The sequence below is a fragment of the Pseudoalteromonas sp. TP27 genome, from assembly GCF_056470645.1.
On the sequence record NZ_JARDAK010000008.1, the window covers coordinates 152,637 to 171,273 of the forward strand.

An 18,637-nucleotide genomic window follows, 5' to 3' on the forward strand; every position below is an offset into this window, starting at 1 on the left:
GCATTTCACCGCTTTGATTGATAAACTTAGCCACAATACAAATCACAAGGATCTGAACTTTGCGAAACAGAATTTTTCTTCTCTCTACTCTTTTTTGCGCAGTAAGCGCATCAGTAAATGCTGAACCCTGGGTAAAGCCTGATGATTACGGTTTAAGAGCTGATATCCAACAATTAGCTGATGCGGGTGTTATTTTGGCGCCTGTAACCACCTACCCGCTTATGTGGAAGAGTTTTATAAGTGATGTTGAAAGCATGCCGCTGGAGCAATTATCTCCAAGTTTACAGGATGCTTTATTACGCGTTAAACACCGGTATAAATCAGAGAACAGTAGTTCGCATAGCGTTCAATTTTCAGCATTTGCAGCGACAGATCCTATTGTAGCAACGAGCTTTGGTGCAACTGATACTCAAGAAACCGAGCTTTCTGCTGCTTACTCCTATTTAGGTGATAACTTTGCGGCTAAAATAGCTGTAAATCATCGTAAAGATGGTAAAAAATGTTTAGTAGATGGTAAAACGACTGACGATATAGCCACTAATGAGCAAGCTTTAACTGATTGTAACGACACCTCATTTGATGACAGCTACTTAGCATACCGCTTAGGTAACTGGATTTTTAGAGCGGGTGCTGTTGAACAATTTTGGGGCCCAGGTGTTGATAACAGCTTAATTATGTCTGGTAATGCAAAACCTTTACCTGCGCTTAGTGTTACTCGAGAAAAAAGTACCGCTTTTGAAACACCATGGTTAAGTTGGATCGGCCAATGGGGCTTTACTGCACAAATGGCAAAACTTGAATCTACGCGAGTTATTCCTGATGCGTTATTGTGGAGCACTCGTGTTAATTTTCGCCCTATTCAACAGTTAGAAATTGCACTTAGCTGGTCTGCACAATGGGCCGGTGACGGTCAGCCTAGTTCAGCCGGTGATTTTATTGATGTTATTACAGGGCAAACGGCATGTGCTAATGGCAGTGAAAGCTGTGATAGCGCTCTGGATTCTAAAATTGGTAACCAACTTGCCGGTGTTGACATTCGTTGGTCAGATACCTTATTTGATCAACCATATGCAGTTTATGCCAGTACTATAGGTGAAGATGCTAGTTCGCAGTTTAAACCCGCTGATAGAGCTTACTTATTTGGTGTACAGACAACACAGCGTATATACGATCAAAATATATTGGCAAATGTTGAATATATAGATACAGGTGTTTCATGTTCAGCAGAGTCTACAACTGAAAATTGCTATTACGAACACACTGAATATAAATCAGGTTATCGTTATCACGGCCGTACTATTGGTTCAACTTATGATAACGATGCCCAATCAGTTGTTTTAACCCTATTAGGTCAACTATCAAATGGTAATGATTGGCAGGTAAAACTGCGCAGTGTTGATTATAATAGTGACAACCGCGATCGTTACCCTAACAATCCTGACTTAGGAAATACAATTACTAAAACAGGGTTTAGCTCTAAGCAGTTAGAACTTCGTTACAGAATGCTTTCTATGGGCGGCCGCGTTACTTTAGGTGCTTTTGCATCTAATAACGACGGTGCTGAAAACGATACATCAGCATTTGCCAAGTACGAATATAACTTTTAATAAAGTAACGTATTAAAAGTAAGAAAGGGATGAAAACAGTGTTTTCATCCCTTTTTTTGTATTTTTTAGCAAACTAAATCAGTAATTACTGTTTAATTTTACTAATTACTTTTGATGTTGAGCACCCGTCTAAAAATTCAAGCACTTCAACTTTCCCGCCATGGCGAAGTACATGCTCAGCACCCGCTATTTGCTCTACGGTATAGTCGCCACCTTTAACTAAAATATCAGGGCTTATCTGCTCGATTAATTTAGCTGGTGTATCATTTTCATCTAAGCTGCCAAATGGAATAACCCAATCAACAGAAGAAAGCGCACTAAGTACCATTGCACGCTCATCTAGTGGGTTAATAGGACGATCTGCCCCTTTTAAACGCGTAATCGATTCGTCATTATTTAATCCAACAACCAACCTATCGCCTCGTGCTTTAGCTTGCGCTAAATAACGTACATGCCCAGCATGTAAAATATCAAAGCAGCCATTAGTGAATACAATGGTTTCGCCATTTTGTTTTGCAAATTCAATATGTTGAAGTACATCATCAAATGGAGTTTGATAATGCTCACCAGTAGTATGTAAATACTGTCCAAGCTTACGACTTAATTCTTCTGGCGAGACAGTCGCTGCGCCAAATTTACTAACCGCTATACCTGCCGCTAAATTAGCAATTTCGACTGCATCTTTAGGTTCCATGCCCGCGCCAAGCATTACCGCCAGTGTTGCTATAACAGTATCGCCAGCGCCAGTAACATCGCTTACTTCAAGTTCTTGTGCTGCAAAATCAAACTTTTCATCTGCATTAATTAACGACATACCTTGCTCAGAACGCGTAAGCAACATGGCTTTAATGCCATTTTTGCTAATTAAATCACGCGCACTTGCTGCTAAAGCTTCTTCTGAATCGGTTTGACCACCCGCTAACTTGAACTCATGTAAATTAGGCGTAATGTAATCAGCACCTTCATATAAATGTAAATCTGGCGATTTAGGGTCGATTAAAACTGTTTTACCCGCACTTTTAGCAAGGCTTACCATCTCTTTAATTAAGCTTAAAGAGCCTTTGCTGTAGTCAGAGAACACAATAAAGTCGTATTCATCTAGCACAAGCTCTAAACGGTTTAATAAAAGTTGGCTGTGTTGCTCGGTAAATGTTTCTTCTAAATCAAGACGAACCAGTTGTTGGTGGCGGCTAATAACACGCATTTTTGAAATAGTTGGCAAATCACACACACTGACTAGCTGTGAGCTAATATTTTCACCTTTTAGAATTGTTTCTAAAATTTGTCCGCTTTCATCTTCACCAATTAAACCGAGCAAGCCGACTTTTGCATCTAACCGCGCTATGTTTTTTGCAACGTTAGCTGCACCGCCCGCTTTATCTTCAAATTTACTTACCTTAACAACAGGGACTGGCGCTTCTGGCGAAATACGCCCTGTATCGCCATACCAATAACGGTCTAGCATTACGTCGCCAACAACCAATATTCGTGCTGCCGATAAATTTTTTAATAACGATAAATCCATTACTGCTGCTCCGCAACAACCATATCCATGGCTTCACATAACCAGTGACCTATAAACATGTGAGCCTCTTGAATACGTGCTGTTTCGTCATTTTTTATAATGATAGGTAACTTAGCAATATCTTTCACTTTACCGCCATCACGCCCCGTTAGTGCTACGGTAAAAGCACCCAGCTTATTTGCCGCCTCTAACGCTAAATTAATATTGTTACTAGTACCTGATGTTGTTAAACCTATAACTAAATCTTCTGGTTTACATAGCGCTTGAACTTGGCGTTCAAACACCGTATCAAAGTGATAATCGTTGCTGTGTGCTGTTAAAATTGAGGTATCAGTCGTCAATGCCATAGAGGCAAGCGGACCACGTTCCAATTTATAACGCACTACAAATTCTGCTGCTAAATGCTGCGCATCGGCTGCACTTCCGCCGTTACCAAACCAAACAATCTTGCCACCAGCTTGTAATGCACTATGACATGCCTCTAACAGTTGCATAGATTCTTGATGATAAGCTTCCATCGTTTCAAATAATGCTTGATGACGGTTTAATGTTTCAACGTAGCTAGTTGCCACTGAATCGATAATTGACATGAAAAAATTCCTCTAGGAACTGAAATAGCAGGGAAAAATTAAATCCATTATTCCATAATTTTATTTAATTGTGTGCATTTTATCGGGTTATAACTGAACCCAGACCATATTTTATTGTGAGTATGTTTAGAAAACGGCTATTTCACGGTAAACTAACGTCACTTCCCTTTAAGAAAGATCAGTATGGCACGCATTTTTTACTCTCTAGCATTAATTTTTATTAGCCCACTGATTGTATTTTATCTCTATATTTTACGAGGTAAAAAAAACCTAGGGTATCGTGCACACTTTAAAGAGCGCTTTGGGTTTGTCAGTAAGTCTTTATTTTCGACTAAAGCTAAACCTTTAGTTTTTCATTGTGCTTCTGTTGGTGAAGTACTTGCCGCAACGCCGCTTATTAAAGCGCTTCAAAAAGCGCATCCAAATTTAAATATACTTATAACCTGTAATACCCCAACAGGCAGAGAGCAAATACTTAACCAGTTTAAAAACACTGTGGCGTGTAGCTACTTACCAATCGATTTTCCGTTTGCGACAGCCCGATTTTTAAACCGTATTAAGCCACAAGCATTATGTATTTTAGAAACCGAGCTATGGCCAAATTTAATGGCGATAAGTCATAAAAAAAACATACCCGTGCTTGTCATCAATGCAAGACTCTCTAAAAAGTCGCAACAAGGCTATCAAAAGGTCGCTAAATTAACGCATATTATTATGCGCTCAATTACAGTACTTGCGAGCCATAACAAAACAGATGCTGAGCGTTTTATAGAGCTTGGTCTTGATAAGTCAAAAAGCCATGTAACAGGTTCGATAAAATTTGATATAACGCCAAGTGACGAGCAATTAGCCAAGGTACTCAACCTTAAACAGCTTTATAGTATTAATAAAAATAATAGTAATGAAAATAGCAGTACTGAACACAACAATGGCGAACGCTTTGTATGGGTTGCAGGCTCAACACATCCTGTAGAACATGAATTAGTATTGGCAGCTCACCAACAGTTACTAAAAAAACAACCTAATGCCTTACTTATAATTGCTCCGCGCCACCCAGAGCAATTTGATAAAGTGGCTGAGTTTTTAACACAAAGCCCACTTAGTTTTAGCCGTCGTAGCCAAAATAACTACAACAATGAACAAGTACTTCTTGCTGATACGCTTGGTGAGTTACAGTGTTTGTATGGCGCTGCAAATGTGAGCTTTATTGGCGGCAGCTTAATACCTAGAGGTGGGCACAATCCATTAGAATCAGCAGCATTTTCGGTGGGCGTAATAACGGGTCCGCATACATACAATTTTGATCATGTTTATCCCGAGCTAATAAAGCTCAAAGGCGCTGTAGTGGTTGATAACAACGACGAGCTTGCAAAACAGCTTATAACGTTTAGCCAAAATACAAAAGCGTGCCAAACCTTAGGTATTAAAGCTGCTCAATGCGTTGCTAAAAACCAAGGTGCTATACAAAAAACACTTAACATTATTAATCAATATTTAGAGCCAAAATCGTGACCAATATAGCCATAAGCCAAACCCGCGAATGGGTATCATCTGTTATTGTTAAATATAACTTTTGCCCGTTTGCACGCAAAGAAGTAGAAAATAACTGTATTCATTACATCGTAAGCCCAGCAACGAGCATGGATGACGCCGTAATGGATATGCTTGAGCAATGTGTTGAACTTGACCGCGAACCAGAGCGCGAAACAACGCTTATCATGTTTGATAACGGCTTTAGTGACTTTGAAGATTATTTAGACTTGGTCGATTTAGCTAATGCGCTGTTAGTCGCGCAAGGGTTTGAAGGCAAGTATCAAATTGCTAACTTTCACCCTGATTACGTATTTGCCGATAGCGATGAAACCGATGCTGCAAACTACACAAATAGAGCGCCCTTTCCTACTTTGCATTTAATCCGCGAAGCCAGTATGAGCGAAGCGCTTGATAGTTATAACGAGCCCGAATCTATTCCAGAGCATAATATAAACCTAGCAAGGCGTAAGGGTATTGATTTTTGGCAACAGTTACTCGAAGGCTGTAAAAAACCGAGCGCTTAAAGGCTCGGTTTTATTTTTGCTTTATGTTAAAAAGATAATACTTAGGCTTATTTTTTAACCCAGTTACCATTTACTTCAACATAATGACCACTTTGCGTTTTTTCAATTGTTTTAGCCGCTGCGAGTGCCTCTACTTGTGAAAGTGATAAATTATTCTTTTTAGCCAGCTTTAAGTACTGCGCTTTACGCTTTGTATTTATGTCACCAACAAGCGCTTTTGCTTCTGCATTTTGCACTACAAGCCCTAAATAACCAGAGCTATCTTCACCGACTAACCCTTGGCTCTTAGCGTCATCCAGGCTAATAGCCCACACAGAGAACGACATACATACAGCACTAACTAACATAATAATATTTAATTTTTTCTTCGTATTCATGTTTTGGCTCCTTAAAATAACTCACTGTCGTCACTAAATAAACTATCGAGTTCTTTATCTACTTTTACGCGAATTTCGTGATCAACTTTCACATTTAAATTAATTGTAATAGGCTCTTTTGCAGACACCTCAACACGGTGCGTGCAGGCACTTAGTACGCTAATAGCACCCAGCGCGAGCAGTACTTTTATCGATAACGACTGTCTCATTATTAGTTTCCTTTTTGTGAGTATTGTTGCTCAACTTTTTGTGTAATTTCGTCACTTAAACGCAGTGCGCGTAAAAGTGTAAATACGTTTTCTTCATGATTGTAGTTAAAGTTAACTTGCTGCTGCTCTGCTTTATTATAACCTTGTAAGTTAACACCGAGTTTTAACCAGCCATCATTTTTTAGTGCAACACTACTATTTAGCTTTTGAATATCTAGATTTGTTAATAATCCTAACACAGGTTGCAACTCTTGCTGTTGTTGCATCACCGAATCAAACGCTGCGTTATTAGTAATTTTTAAATTACCTGTGCCTTGGCTAAATAAACTGCCATCAATTATTTCAATTTCACCACTATTAAAGTGGACTGGCAACGCACCGGCTAAGCGTCCCGTTAATACAATCCCCGACTTATCATCGAGTGTAACGAGCTGACTTGCATCAATATTTTCAAACTTAACATTAGCGACTTGATTTGGCTTCCCTACTGTGTAGGTATCTAACGAAAATTCGCCGCCAAATATATCGCCCGTTATATCGTTTACTAGAGCGCTATTATCGTTAACTTGCCACTGCCCTTTAATATTTTTTACAACAGCACCGGCTCTAAATTCATTTAAATTAAAGGTAGTTGGTTTTACATTAAGCTTACCTGAATTATATTGCCCGCTAAATACGCTATTCAAATCACTCGCAAGGTAATCGTTATAAAGTGCACCTATGTGAGTAACCCCTATATTGAATGAAGCGTTTTGCAAGTTTACATCACCACTAATATAGCCATTAAATTTACCCTCGGTTAGTTGCGCAAGTGGTTCAAATTGACTAATAAACGTATTTAATAACAATGCACTTTGCTCAGGAATAATCACTTCAAACGGATGAGCTTGCGCCGACATATGATGATTTATCACTAACTCGACATCGTTTATAAATGCGTGATGAGTGGCTTTTAGTGCACGGCTTTGTAGCCCATTAGACTCTACTTTTATATTATTAAGTTTTATGTCAGGGCTATTAACAGCCTTTATATTCGTTTTTCCTGTTAACTCGGCAAATAACTCGCCCACGCCTAAATTAGCATTTGCTGTTAATGTGTTACTTATATCCGTTGCTTTAAATTCTTTATATTGTGCGCTTTTAAATTGATGCATTAATGTTACTTCTGCGTTTAACTGCTTATCCATTTTTGCAGTTAAATCACCTCGGTATTGCACTGCGCTTATATCAAACGCATCTACACTATTGAGCGTTAATTTAGCATTTATAAGCCCAACTGGTTTTGAGTCAATAAACTCACTTATATCAAAGTGACCACCAAGGCTAAGCCCATTCGCTGTTGCAGGAACAAATTCAGGCAAGCTTTCAAGCGCAACCGCATAATCGCCTTTAACCGTAGTGCCCACTAACTGAGCATTAACGCTGAAATTATTTATATCGGGTGTGCTTATTTGAGCTGATAAATTTGTCTGTACGTTTTCAAGTGGCGATTTAATATTAACTGCTGTATCTGTCATTAAAATATCAAATTGCTTATCGCCCTCACTCACCAAATTAATTGCAGGTACATTCAGCTCACTATCCTCTAAGCGAATTGATTGAGGGAGTTTAAGTTGCCAATTTAAAGGAACTTGATTGCTCACAAAACCTGCGTATTCACTCGGTGAAATTAAATTCGCACAACTTGGCGTTAAATTAATTTTGTTATTAAGCAAATCGGTATTAAGCATTAACGCTTGGCTGTTTAAATTAAAATGAGTTGCCAACTTGCCAGTGGTTAATACGTTGACCTGACATTGCTCATAAATATAAGCAAACTGGGCACTAATATCGCCATTTAATTTAAGCTCTATACCGTCAAAGCTAAACGCTTGCTGAGTATTAAAGTTAACATCTGCTATCAAGGTATTTTCAGTATTTATAACTTGCTTTAAAAGAGTGTCATTTACTGCAAACTGACCACTTACTTTATCAGCAGTCAAAATCGCACTCGCGTTTATATCACCAGTGACATTAAACTGATTTAGTGTCGGTTCCAATATACTTATTTTTAGTGGCTTATTGAGCTGTTCACTTTTTACTGCAAGCTGTTTAATGCTGATTAATGGACGGGTTGAAGGAAGCGCTAAATCGAGATTTTTAGCAAGTTGATTAGCATTATCGTTTTTAGGGAAAGGATTAACCGTTAGCACAGCATTTTTAATATCTATACGTTTTGTATTTGCAGTAATACCAGTAATACCAGTAATACCAGTAATACCAGTAATACCAGTAAGTTGTAACTGTTGATTTTGATAATTCACACACACTTTATCAGCATAGATATTTAGCTCAGACGTAATTGAAAAGTCGAGACAACTTAACGTAATGCCGGCTTTTTTAAGCTCAGGCGCTATAGCCCACTGTAATAAAGGTAAACGAAATACATAACCAAGCAGCAAAGTACTTAGCAATATAACCCCAACAATTAAACCAACTCGTTTAAACATACTATCCTTAAATGCCTTGTGCTTTTAACTTGGTGCTAAAAGTATACTAATCAAAAAAGGCTGCACAATGCAGCCTTTTTTATTTTACAGTTAGATTATGAATCTAACTTGTATAAACGCAATGTAATTAACCTACGTTTTTACGTGCATTACGGAACATACGCATCCACGGACTATCTTCGATCCATTCATCAGGATGCCAAGAGTTAGCAACGCTTCTAAATACGCGTTCTGGATGCGGCATCATTACAGTTGCGCGACCATCAGTAGACGTGATACCTGTAATGCCTTCTGGAGAACCATTCGGGTTAGCTGGGTACTGCGTTGTAGGGTTACCGTAGTTATCTACAAACTTAACCGCTACAGTGCCGCTATTAAGCGCCGCTTTAGTAGCTGCATCGTTTGCAAACTCAGCATGACCTTCACCATGAGAAACCGCAATTGGCATACGTGAGCCAGCCATTCCGTTAAAGAACACAGATGGATTCTCTTGTATTTCAACTAAACTAAAGCGAGCTTCAAAACGCTCTGATTTATTAGTTACAAAACGCGGCCAGTGCTCAGTGCCAGGGATCAACTCTTTTAACGTTGATAACATTTGGCAACCGTTACATACACCTAAGCTAAAGGTATCTTCACGATGGAAGAAGTTTTGGAACTGATCGCGTGCCATGTCGTTAAACAAAATAGACTTAGCCCAACCTTCACCCGCACCTAGTACGTCACCGTAAGAGAAGCCACCACATGCCACTAAACCTTTAAACTGCTCTAGTGTTAAACGACCTTCTAAAATGTCGCTCATGTGTACATCAACGGCTGCAAAACCTGCACGGTTAAACGCTGCTGCCATTTCTAGGTGAGAGTTAACACCTTGCTCACGTAAAATAGCCATTTGCGGTTTAGCACCGGTTGCAATGTATGGCGCTGCTATGTCTTCGTTTAAATCAAAGTTTAGTTTTACATTTAAACCTGGATCTTTTGCATCAAATTTAGCATCAAACTCTTGCTTAGCACACTCAGGGTTATCACGACGCGCTTGCATTTGATAAGTTGTTTCAGCCCAAATAGTACGAAGCTCAGTACGCGTATGATTAAGTACCGTGTTTTCGCCACGGTTAAATATAATCGTATCGTCGCTATTAAGTGTACCGATGTTGTGAGTAATTGCTGCAATACCATGTTGTTCAAACACCGCATTTACTGCATCTAAATCACTATTTGCAACTTGAATTACTGCACCTAGCTCTTCGTTATAAAGCGCTTCAATGTCTGAACCTGTTAAACCTGCTAAATCAACCGTTACACCGGTATGACCCGTAAACGCCATTTCAGCAACCGTGGTAAATAAACCACCGTCTGAACGGTCATGATAAGCAAGTAACTTACTATCAGCCACTAGCGCTTGCATTGCGTTATAAAAGCCTTTTAATAACTCAGGGCTATCAACATCAGGTGTTACATCACCTAATTGCTTATAAACTTGTGCAAGGCTTGATGCGCCCATGCGGTTTTTACCCGCACCTAAATCAACTAATATAAGCGATGTATCGCCTTTATCTGTACGCAGTTGTGGCGTTACTGTTTTACGTACGTCGTCAACACGACCAAACGCAGTTATAACCAGTGAAAGTGGCGATGTTACTGATTTCTCTTGTGAGTCACCTTCATCTTTCCATGTCGTTTTCATTGACATAGAATCTTTACCTACTGGAATCGTTAAACCAAGCGCAGGACAAAGCTCTTCGCCTACGGCTTTAACCGCTTCGTATAAACCAGCATCTTCACCTGGGTGACCCGCTGCTGCCATCCAGTTTGCCGATAACTTAATATTTTCAAGGCTACCAATGTTTGCACAGGCAATATTAGTTAACGACTCAGCTACCGCTAAACGTGCAGATGCACCGTAATTAAGTAATGCTGCAGGAGTACGTTCACCGAGTGACATAGCTTCACCGTGGTAAGTATCATACGTTGCCGCAGTTACTGCACAGTTAGCAACAGGTACTTGCCAAGGACCGACCATTTGATCGCGCGCTACTAAACCCGTAACTGAGCGATCGCCGATTGTTATTAGGAATGTTTTTTCAGCAATGGTTGGTAAACGCATTAAGCGCTGCGCTGCATCGGCTGCATTTATTGATGTAGTATCAAGCGCTTTACCAACAACTTGCTTTGACGTTACATCGCGGTGCATTTTAGGTGCTTTACCTAATAATACGTCCAGCGGTAAATCAACGGGGTCATTTTTAAAGTGACTGTCTGACACGGTTAAGTGAGGTTCAGCGGTTGCTTCACCAATAACAGCGTACTGGGCACGTTCACGCTTACAAATAGCTTCAAAGCGATCAAAGTTCTCTACGCCAACAGCAAGTACATAGCGTTCTTGTGATTCATTACACCAAATTTCGTGTGGTGCCATGCCTGGTTCATCGTTAGGGATACTACGTAATTGGAACTTACCGCCACGTCCGCCATCATTAACAAGCTCAGGGAACGCATTTGATAAACCGCCAGCGCCTACATCATGAATAAACGCAATTGGGTTTTCATCACCTAGCTGCCAACATTTATCGATAACTTCTTGGCAACGACGCTCCATCTCTGGATTTTCACGTTGTACAGAAGCAAAATCTAAATCTTCGTTTGACTGACCAGATGCCATACTTGATGCAGCACCACCGCCTAAACCAATGTTCATTGCAGGTCCGCCTAGCGCAATTAATTTAGCGCCAACAGGTATATCCCCTTTTTGAACATGATCAGAGCGAATATTACCTAAACCGCCGGCAAGCATAATAGGCTTGTGGTAACCACGTACTTCTTCGCCGTTATGGCTTGTTACTTTTTCTTCGTAAGTACGGAAGTAACCTAATAAATTAGGACGACCAAACTCATTATTAAATGCAGCGCCACCTAGTGGACCTTCTGTCATAATATCAAGCGCGTTAACAATACGACCTGGCTTACCAAAATCGCTTTCCCATGGTTGCTCGTAACCTGGAATACGCAAGTTTGATACCGTAAAGCCAACTAAACCAGCTTTTGGCTTAGAGCCACGACCTGTTGCGCCTTCATCGCGAATCTCACCGCCAGAGCCCGTAGCTGCACCAGAGAATGGCGCAATAGCTGTTGGATGGTTATGCGTTTCAACTTTCATTAATATTTCAATGTCTTCTTGATGATACGCATATTCACCTTGCGCATTTGGGAAGAAGCGACCCGCTTTTGAGCCTTTCATTACTGCCGCGTTATCTTTATACGCCGACAATACATTTTCAGGATTTAACTCAAAGGTATTTTTAATCATTTTAAACAGCGATTTTGGCTGCTCTTTTCCATCGATTGTCCAGTCAGCATTAAATATTTTATGGCGACAATGCTCTGAGTTTGCTTGTGCAAACATAAACAATTCGATGTCGTTAGGGTTACGGCCTAACTTTATAAAATTTTCTACCAAGTAGTCTATTTCGTCATCAGCAAGGGCAAAACCTTGCTCAACATTAGCTATAGCTAATGCTTCACGTCCACCACCTAAAATATCAACAGACGACATTTGGCGTGGCGCATCATTACGAAATAATTGAGCCGCATCTTCAAATTGGTTGTGTGTTGCTTCAGTCATACGGTCGTGTAATAACGCAGTTACTTGTGCTAGTTGCTCTGCGTTTAAGTCACCTTCAACATAATAAGCAATACCACGTTCAACGCGATGAACCTGCTTTAAACCACAGTTATGGGCGATGTCGGTAGCTTTAGAAGCCCAAGGTGAAATGGTACCTGGGCGAGGTGTAACAAGTACAAGTTTGCCAGCTGGGGTATGCTCAGCAATAGTTGGACCGTAAGTTAATAGTTTTTCAAGCTTGGTTTGCTCGGAGCTACTCAACGGCGATGTTAAATCGGCAAAGTGAGCATACTCGGCGTATACGTTAGTGACTGGAAGTTGCGATTGTTGGCAACGCGCTAAAATTTTATTAACTCTGAACTCTGACAGTGCTGGTGCACCACGAAGGATCAACATAGGTAATTTCATCCGGGGTTAGGGATTGAACGATATTTTAGGCACGCATTATAGTCCAATTAGCATTCAGATTTAACTCAAAATTACGCTTTTCATAAAATTAACTTTTTAGCTTTATTTATAGCCTCTTTTGGTTAATAAAATAAAAGGTAAAGTGACGCGATGGCTTAGTTTTGCTATAACGGTGACTGGCGAGCTTAAGGGGCACTCAATGTTCAAAGAAAAACTAATAATAATCATTACTTTAGTTATGCTGTTATGTGCATGTGATATGCAAGAACAGCCAACTCAACTCGCCCAAATAAAAGAACAAAATAAAATACGCGTTGGCACGCTTGCCAGCGCCAGTAACTATTATCAAGCGGTACAAGGCGAGCAAGGTTTTGAATACGAGTTATCTCAAGCTTTTGCCGAATATTTAGGTGTAGAGCTTGAAATAGTCCCTTTCTTTAACTTATCAGACATGTTTGAACGCCTTGAAAGCGGTGATTTAGACTTAATAGCCTCAGGACTTACCTATAATAAAACCCGTGCAGAGCAATATCGCTTTGGGCCAACTTACAGAACAATCAGCCAAAAATTAGTTTATAAGCAAGGTCGCGTTCGTCCTCGAGAGTTTGACGATTTAGACGGTAACTTTACTGTTATAGCTAAAAGTAGCCACTCGCTTACTCTACAAAAAATGAAGAAGAACAATCCAGACCTTACCTGGATAGAGAGCGAAGAGTTTGATGAAGAAGAATTACTTCAAGCGGTTATTGATGGCGAGATAGATTACACCCTAGCCGATACACATACATTATCGTTGTTTCGCCGTTATCACCCCAATTTAAGCATCGGCTTTTCAGTTAGTCATAACGACCCGATTGCATGGGTACTCAACAAATCAGATGACGACTCTTTATATGCGTTATTGGTGCCATTTTTTGGTGACGTTAAGGAAAGTAACCAGCTCTACGTACTCGAAGAAAAGTATTTTGGTCACGTGCGCCAATTTAATTATGTAAATACCCTTGCTTATATAGAAGCAATTAAAGAAACGCTCCCAACATACCAGCCATGGTTTGAACAGTATGCAGGAAGCTTGGATTGGCGGTTATTAGCCGCACTCAGTTATCAAGAGTCGATGTGGAACCCTCGAGCTAAATCACCGACTGGCGTACGAGGCATCATGATGCTAACCCGCAGCACAGCTAAACAAGTAGGCGTAACAAATAGGCTGGAACCGGAGCAAAATATTCGTGGTGGCGCTAAATACTTAAGCAAGCTTATTAAACGCATTCCTGACCGTATCCCGCAACCCGACCGTACATGGCTTGCTCTGGCCGGATATAATGTAGGTTGGGGGCATGTTAACGACGCACGTATAATTACCGAGCAACAAGGTGCAAGCCCTGATAAGTGGGCCGATGTAAAAAAACGCTTACCACTATTAATTAAAAAACGCTATTACCGTAAAACTCGTTACGGTTATGCCCGCGGGGATGTGGCAGTTAAGTATGTAGATAATATACGCCGTTATTACGATGCGCTTGTCTGGTTAGATGAGAATGATGCCATTGCCGTAACGCCTGAACCAGAACCAATTACAGAACTGAGCACTGATGCTGATAATGAGCCTAAGCTAAACGAGAAAAATGAAGTAAAGAGTGCGATAAAAAATGAGGCTGATGAAGCTTCAACACAAAAACAACAACCTATAATTGAGCCCAAACAACCAAGTGAAAATAATAACTAAGATTAATATAGGTATCCGTTTTTGGAGCATGTCGTTAAGCAAAATTTAAGTAAATTAAATATCTGTTTACTTGTCATCAAATGATCACTAATGTGTGTTAATTGTATATCATTATTTTATAAGATATACCCTGTGCCTTTCTCACTCTTGCATTAGGAGAAAATATGCTAAAACGTAGACGCACACAAAAATTAAAACGTAATGTAATATACTCAACAGCTACGCGTCGTCGTGTTATGTTACGTAAGCTTCATAAAAAAATCATCTGGCGTCGCAGAATGTTTGCTATGCAGCAAATGGCTGAGTCAGAAGTAGAGCCAATAGCCAGTTAACTTAGCAAGCCTTATTTACTTGATCATCACGAGCAGCTTTTTTAGCTGCTTTAATTTGCGCCCTTCTTCGTTTAAAAAAATCCGAAATAGTATCACCGCACTGCTGTGCCAAAACACCACCACATACCTCTACTTGATGATTTAGCCTTGGTTCTTGCAATAAGTTCATAATTGAACCTGCAGATCCTGTTTTCGCATCGAGCGCACCAAATACTAAACGCTTAATTCTGCTGTGCACTAACAATCCCGCACACATAGAACACGGCTCAAGCGTTACATACAACGTACAATCAATTAAACGATAGTTGTTAAGTAGCTTTCCTGCTTCTCGTACTGCAATCATTTCAGCATGTGCAGATGGATCGTTATCGGTAATTGAACGGTTATATCCGACTGAAATAAGCTGGTTATCTTTTACTACAATCGCTCCAACCGGAATTTCATCAAGCAGCTCTGCTTGCTTTGCATACAAAAGCGCTTGCTCCATCCAGTAGGAATCATCAAATTGCTCGTTCATTATTTCTACTTTAATAACTTTTCATGCTGTAATTATACCTAGTTACCACTCTAAAGTGCGCCATTCATTACTTTATTGCAAAAATAAAACACTATTTACCTGTTTGTAATGGCTCAGTAGTGCTGATTTACGTTATAATCGCACGCTTTTTTTATTTAGCTCACAACACGGGTAGCAAATGAAATTTCCTGGACGCCGCAGGCATAAACATTATTTTCCAGTGGAAGCCAAAGATCCACTTACCAATCAACTTAACGCAACAGAGCGATTACAACGTAGTTATATTACGGGTATCGATCAAATCGTTGTTGATATAGAGGCAAAAGTTGATCAAGCTTTCCTTGACGAATTTCAACTACGTAGGGGTATGTCGCAAGTTATTGATAGCGACACAACAAACGCCTTATACGATCGTTTAAAATTAAACGATATGGTTGATTTTGAGTTTGCCGGTGGAACCATTGGTAACACTATGCACAACTACTCTGTACTTGCAGATGATCGCTCAGTTTTATTAGGCGTAATGAGCGAAAATATAAAAATAGGTAGCTACGCTTACCGTTTTTTATGTAATACCTCAAGCCGTGTAGACTTAAACTACCTTCAACCAGTTGATGGGCCTGTAGGCCGTTGTTTTACATTAATTGATGAAACCGGTGAGCGTACTTTTGCGATAAGTGCAGGCTTAATGAATCACTTACGTCCTGAATCTATCGATAAAGATCTTATTGAAAATTCATCAGCGTTAGTGATCAGTGCCTATCTTATGCGTACTCAAGGTAGCGAAACGATGACTGAAGCCACCATGCAAGCTGTTAAATACGCTAATGATGCAGGTGTGCCAGTAGTACTTACACTTGGTACTAAGTTCTTAATTGAACAAGACCCTACCTGGTGGGCAAGCTTCGTTGAAAAGCATGTTGATATTCTTGCTATGAACGAAGAAGAAGGTTTAGCTATTACGGGTTTTGAAGATCCTCTTTTAGCTGCTGATAAAGCACTTGATTGGGTAGATTTAGTTATTTGCACCGCTGGCGAAAAAGGCTTGTTTATGGCCGGCTACGTTGACGAAAGTTTAAAGCGTGAAACCGAATATCCGTTATTACCAGGTGCAATACCTGATTTTAACCGTTACGAATTTTCACGTGCTATGCGCAAAGATGAATGTGATGAGCCTATCAGAGCATATAGCCATACAGCGCCATTTATGGGTGGACCTGATTCAATCAAAAACACCAATGGTGCGGGTGATTGTGCATTAGCAGCTGTGCTTCATGATTTATCAGCGAATGTTTATCATAAACTTAATGTGGCAAACTCAGCTAAGCATCAACAACAAGCTATTACTTATTCGTCACTATCGCAAATTAGTAAATATGCTAACCGAGCCAGCTATGAAGTATTAGTTCAGCATTCTCCACGTTTATCTCGTGGCTTACCTGAACGCGAAGATTGTTTAGAGCAGGTTTATTGGGAACAATAAATAATAAAGGGAGCAATTACTGCTCCCTTTCGTTTAGCTAAAAAATAGAAATATCGAGTTTTTTAGATAACAGCTCCAACGCTGCGATTCCTGCAACAGAATTACCAAACGAATTAAGCCCCGGCGAATAAACAGCTACAGTAAACTTATTTGGTAACACAGCTAAAACAGTTCCTGACACTCCCGACTTACCTGGCATGCCAACTCTGTAACCAAAATCACCCGCAGCGTCATATAAACCACTCGTAAATAAAAGCGAATTTAGCTGCTTGTTTTGACGGCTACTTAGAACACGATTTCCCGAACGATTATCAACACCTTTATTAGCTAAAAAATTATAAGCTTTGGCTAATTCAATACAATTAAGCTCAATAGAACAAAAGTTAAAGTAAGACCATAAAACATCATCAACTTCATTTTCAAAATTACCAAACGACTTCATTAGATGCGCCATTGCAGCATTTCGATGCCTAAATTCATACTCAGAATTAGCAACTTTTTTATCAATTACTATGCCTCTATTACCAGCTAATAACCTGAAGATTTCGAGCATAGAATGCATTGGTGCAGATAAGCGGCTATATAATGCATCACACGTTACAATTGCGCCTGCATTGATGAATGGGTTACGAGGAATCCCCTTTTCAAACTCAAGCTGTGTAAGAGAGTTAAAGGCTGTACCTGAGGGTTCCTTTCCGACTCTATGCCAAAGTTCATCACCATAACGCTGTAGTGCCATAGTAAGTGTCATAACTTTAGAAACTGATTGAATAGTAAAACGCTGCGTACAATCACCAGCACAAATTGTTTCACCGTCTGTAGTATATATAGCAATCGAAAACTGCTTAGGATCAACCTCGGCTAGAGCTGGAATATAATCAGCTACTTTCCCCTGTGATAATAAAGGACGCACTTCATGTGCTATTTCATCAAGCACCTTTTGGTAATCAGCTGTAGGCAATCTAGACCTCTATATCATCATTCATAAAAATTGGATTTTAGCACGCACTATTAGGTGCACCTAGTTTTGTTGTTGAATTTAACGGTGAGATTTTACAAAATTTAAATAGAAAAAAACGTCACATTACTGTATCTGGTTTCTCTTAATTAAATCCTGGTAATGTCATTGTGCCCACTGCGGTGGAGAGTCACAGTGCAAATGTTACGCACTCATTGTCGAGCGGAGATTTTTATGATTTTAGCGTCGGGAGTCGCTACGCTCGCCCGACCTACGTGATGAATATTGATGTGAGTGGGTGTTAATTGCGCGTATTTCACTTTTCTGCAGACATAAAAAAGCCCGAATCTTAAATTCGGGCGCTCTACAATGTGAAGTCGTGCGCTACGCAGTAGGATTTCGTAGTGCCCACAGCGGTAAAGAGTCACATAGCAAATACTACACTATTAATAATCGTATCGTCTCTTAGTATGCAAATTTTTACTAATTTCAAAAAGCAAAAAACCCGTTACATTGCTGTAACGGGTTTCTCTTAATTAAATCCTGGTAATGTCCTACTTTCACATAGCAAATGCTACACTATCATCGGCGCTGTTTCGTTTCACTACTGAGTTCGGCATGGAATCAGGTGGGTCCAAAACGCTATTGTCACCAAGAAAATTCTTCTCAATTTTCTTATTTTTAATTATTAAGATTAAAGTCCTTCGACTGAATTTGAAGCCTGGTAATGTCCTACT

At 39.9% G+C, this 18,637-nt stretch carries 14 protein-coding genes and 1 rRNA gene; 6 read left to right on the forward strand and 9 right to left on the reverse strand.

All coding sequences use genetic code 11. The features are described from left to right. Window positions 1-59: 59 nt before the first annotated feature. A complete protein-coding gene (locus PX700_RS11685) occupies window positions 60-1,607 on the forward strand; it encodes a capsule assembly Wzi family protein (protein ID WP_479520794.1) in 1,548 nt (515 codons plus the stop codon). A gap of 85 nt (window positions 1,608-1,692) precedes the next feature. Here the strand turns inward: PX700_RS11685 and hldE are convergent, their stop codons facing one another. Beyond that, window positions 1,693-3,132, reverse strand: coding sequence for a bifunctional D-glycero-beta-D-manno-heptose-7-phosphate kinase/D-glycero-beta-D-manno-heptose 1-phosphate adenylyltransferase HldE (gene hldE, locus PX700_RS11690; RefSeq protein ID WP_197239744.1), 1,440 nt, complete (start codon window positions 3,130-3,132; stop codon window positions 1,693-1,695). Continuing rightward, window positions 3,132-3,722 carry an SIS domain-containing protein gene (locus tag PX700_RS11695; protein ID WP_002961065.1) on the reverse strand — a complete coding sequence of 197 codons (591 nt, stop codon included), beginning with the start codon at window positions 3,720-3,722 and terminating at the stop codon, window positions 3,132-3,134. The genes hldE and PX700_RS11695 overlap by 1 nt, the downstream gene beginning before the upstream one ends. A gap of 183 nt (window positions 3,723-3,905) precedes the next feature. Here PX700_RS11695 and waaA point away from each other — a divergent pair, with 183 nt between their 5' ends. Further along, complete coding sequence (waaA, locus tag PX700_RS11700; RefSeq protein ID WP_479520795.1) at window positions 3,906-5,234, forward strand: lipid IV(A) 3-deoxy-D-manno-octulosonic acid transferase; 1,329 nt, start codon at window positions 3,906-3,908, stop codon at window positions 5,232-5,234. Beyond that, window positions 5,231-5,779: a DUF1415 domain-containing protein gene (locus PX700_RS11705; RefSeq protein ID WP_166114757.1), complete on the forward strand. Its 549-nt coding sequence runs from the start codon at window positions 5,231-5,233 to the stop codon at window positions 5,777-5,779. Before waaA ends, PX700_RS11705 begins: the two co-directional genes overlap by 4 nt. Window positions 5,780-5,826: 47 nt before the next feature. On the opposite strand, the gene PX700_RS11710 is transcribed toward PX700_RS11705, so the two are convergent. The 4 genes from PX700_RS11710 to purL form a co-directional block, all read right to left on the reverse strand. Continuing rightward, complete coding sequence (locus PX700_RS11710; RefSeq protein WP_479520796.1) at window positions 5,827-6,156, reverse strand: YdbL family probable chaperone protein; 330 nt, start codon at window positions 6,154-6,156, stop codon at window positions 5,827-5,829. Between the two features lie 11 nt (window positions 6,157-6,167). Then, the gene (locus tag PX700_RS11715; protein ID WP_165729381.1) at window positions 6,168-6,365 is read right to left on the reverse strand and encodes a YnbE family lipoprotein; all 198 of its coding nucleotides are present in this window, start codon (window positions 6,363-6,365) and stop codon (window positions 6,168-6,170) included. A 2-nt stretch (window positions 6,366-6,367) separates the two neighbouring features. Further along, complete coding sequence (locus PX700_RS11720; RefSeq protein ID WP_479520797.1) at window positions 6,368-8,854, reverse strand: intermembrane phospholipid transport YdbH family protein; 2,487 nt, start codon at window positions 8,852-8,854, stop codon at window positions 6,368-6,370. Window positions 8,855-8,981: 127 nt separating this feature from the next. Then, window positions 8,982-12,872, reverse strand: coding sequence for a phosphoribosylformylglycinamidine synthase (gene purL, locus PX700_RS11725; RefSeq protein WP_479520798.1), 3,891 nt, complete (start codon window positions 12,870-12,872; stop codon window positions 8,982-8,984). Window positions 12,873-13,083: 211 nt separating this feature from the next. Between purL and mltF the strand changes: the two genes are divergently transcribed. Further along, entirely contained in the window at window positions 13,084-14,610 is a 1,527-nt protein-coding gene (gene mltF, locus PX700_RS11730; protein WP_479520799.1) for a membrane-bound lytic murein transglycosylase MltF, read from the forward strand. A gap of 164 nt (window positions 14,611-14,774) precedes the next feature. Continuing rightward, window positions 14,775-14,942 carry a hypothetical protein gene (locus PX700_RS11735; RefSeq protein WP_197180586.1) on the forward strand — a complete coding sequence of 56 codons (168 nt, stop codon included), beginning with the start codon at window positions 14,775-14,777 and terminating at the stop codon, window positions 14,940-14,942. A 1-nt stretch (window position 14,943) separates the two neighbouring features. Here PX700_RS11735 and tadA read toward each other — a convergent pair whose 3' ends face one another. Then, window positions 14,944-15,459 carry a tRNA adenosine(34) deaminase TadA gene (gene tadA, locus PX700_RS11740; RefSeq protein WP_415636799.1) on the reverse strand — a complete coding sequence of 172 codons (516 nt, stop codon included), beginning with the start codon at window positions 15,457-15,459 and terminating at the stop codon, window positions 14,944-14,946. Between the two features lie 178 nt (window positions 15,460-15,637). Between tadA and PX700_RS11745 the strand changes: the two genes are divergently transcribed. Next, the gene (locus tag PX700_RS11745; protein WP_166420981.1) at window positions 15,638-16,942 is read left to right on the forward strand and encodes an inosine/guanosine kinase; all 1,305 of its coding nucleotides are present in this window, start codon (window positions 15,638-15,640) and stop codon (window positions 16,940-16,942) included. A gap of 37 nt (window positions 16,943-16,979) precedes the next feature. Here the strand turns inward: PX700_RS11745 and glsB are convergent, their stop codons facing one another. After that, entirely contained in the window at window positions 16,980-17,903 is a 924-nt protein-coding gene (gene glsB / locus PX700_RS11750) for a glutaminase B (protein ID WP_479520800.1), read from the reverse strand. A gap of 538 nt (window positions 17,904-18,441) precedes the next feature. Beyond that, a 5S ribosomal RNA gene (gene rrf, locus PX700_RS11755) occupies window positions 18,442-18,556 on the reverse strand. Between the last annotated feature and the right edge of the window lie 81 nt (window positions 18,557-18,637).

Bases quoted from the DNA above. Each gene is read 5' to 3' on its own strand.
- PX700_RS11695 (WP_002961065.1), bottom strand. From the start codon at position 3,722: ATGTCAATTATCGATTCAGTGGCAACTAGCTACGTTGAAACATTAAAC.
- PX700_RS11735 (WP_197180586.1), top strand. From the start codon at position 14,775: ATGCTAAAACGTAGACGCACACAAAAATTAAAACGTAATGTAATATAC.
- PX700_RS11720 (WP_479520797.1), bottom strand. From the start codon at position 8,854: ATGTTTAAACGAGTTGGTTTAATTGTTGGGGTTATATTGCTAAGTACT.
- hldE (WP_197239744.1), bottom strand. From the start codon at position 3,132: ATGGATTTATCGTTATTAAAAAATTTATCGGCAGCACGAATATTGGTT.
- tadA (WP_415636799.1), bottom strand. From the start codon at position 15,459: ATGAACGAGCAATTTGATGATTCCTACTGGATGGAGCAAGCGCTTTTG.
- purL (WP_479520798.1), bottom strand. From the start codon at position 12,872: ATGTTGATCCTTCGTGGTGCACCAGCACTGTCAGAGTTCAGAGTTAAT.
- waaA (WP_479520795.1), top strand. From the start codon at position 3,906: ATGGCACGCATTTTTTACTCTCTAGCATTAATTTTTATTAGCCCACTG.
- PX700_RS11710 (WP_479520796.1), bottom strand. From the start codon at position 6,156: ATGAATACGAAGAAAAAATTAAATATTATTATGTTAGTTAGTGCTGTA.
- PX700_RS11745 (WP_166420981.1), top strand. From the start codon at position 15,638: ATGAAATTTCCTGGACGCCGCAGGCATAAACATTATTTTCCAGTGGAA.
- PX700_RS11715 (WP_165729381.1), bottom strand. From the start codon at position 6,365: ATGAGACAGTCGTTATCGATAAAAGTACTGCTCGCGCTGGGTGCTATT.
- mltF (WP_479520799.1), top strand. From the start codon at position 13,084: ATGTTCAAAGAAAAACTAATAATAATCATTACTTTAGTTATGCTGTTA.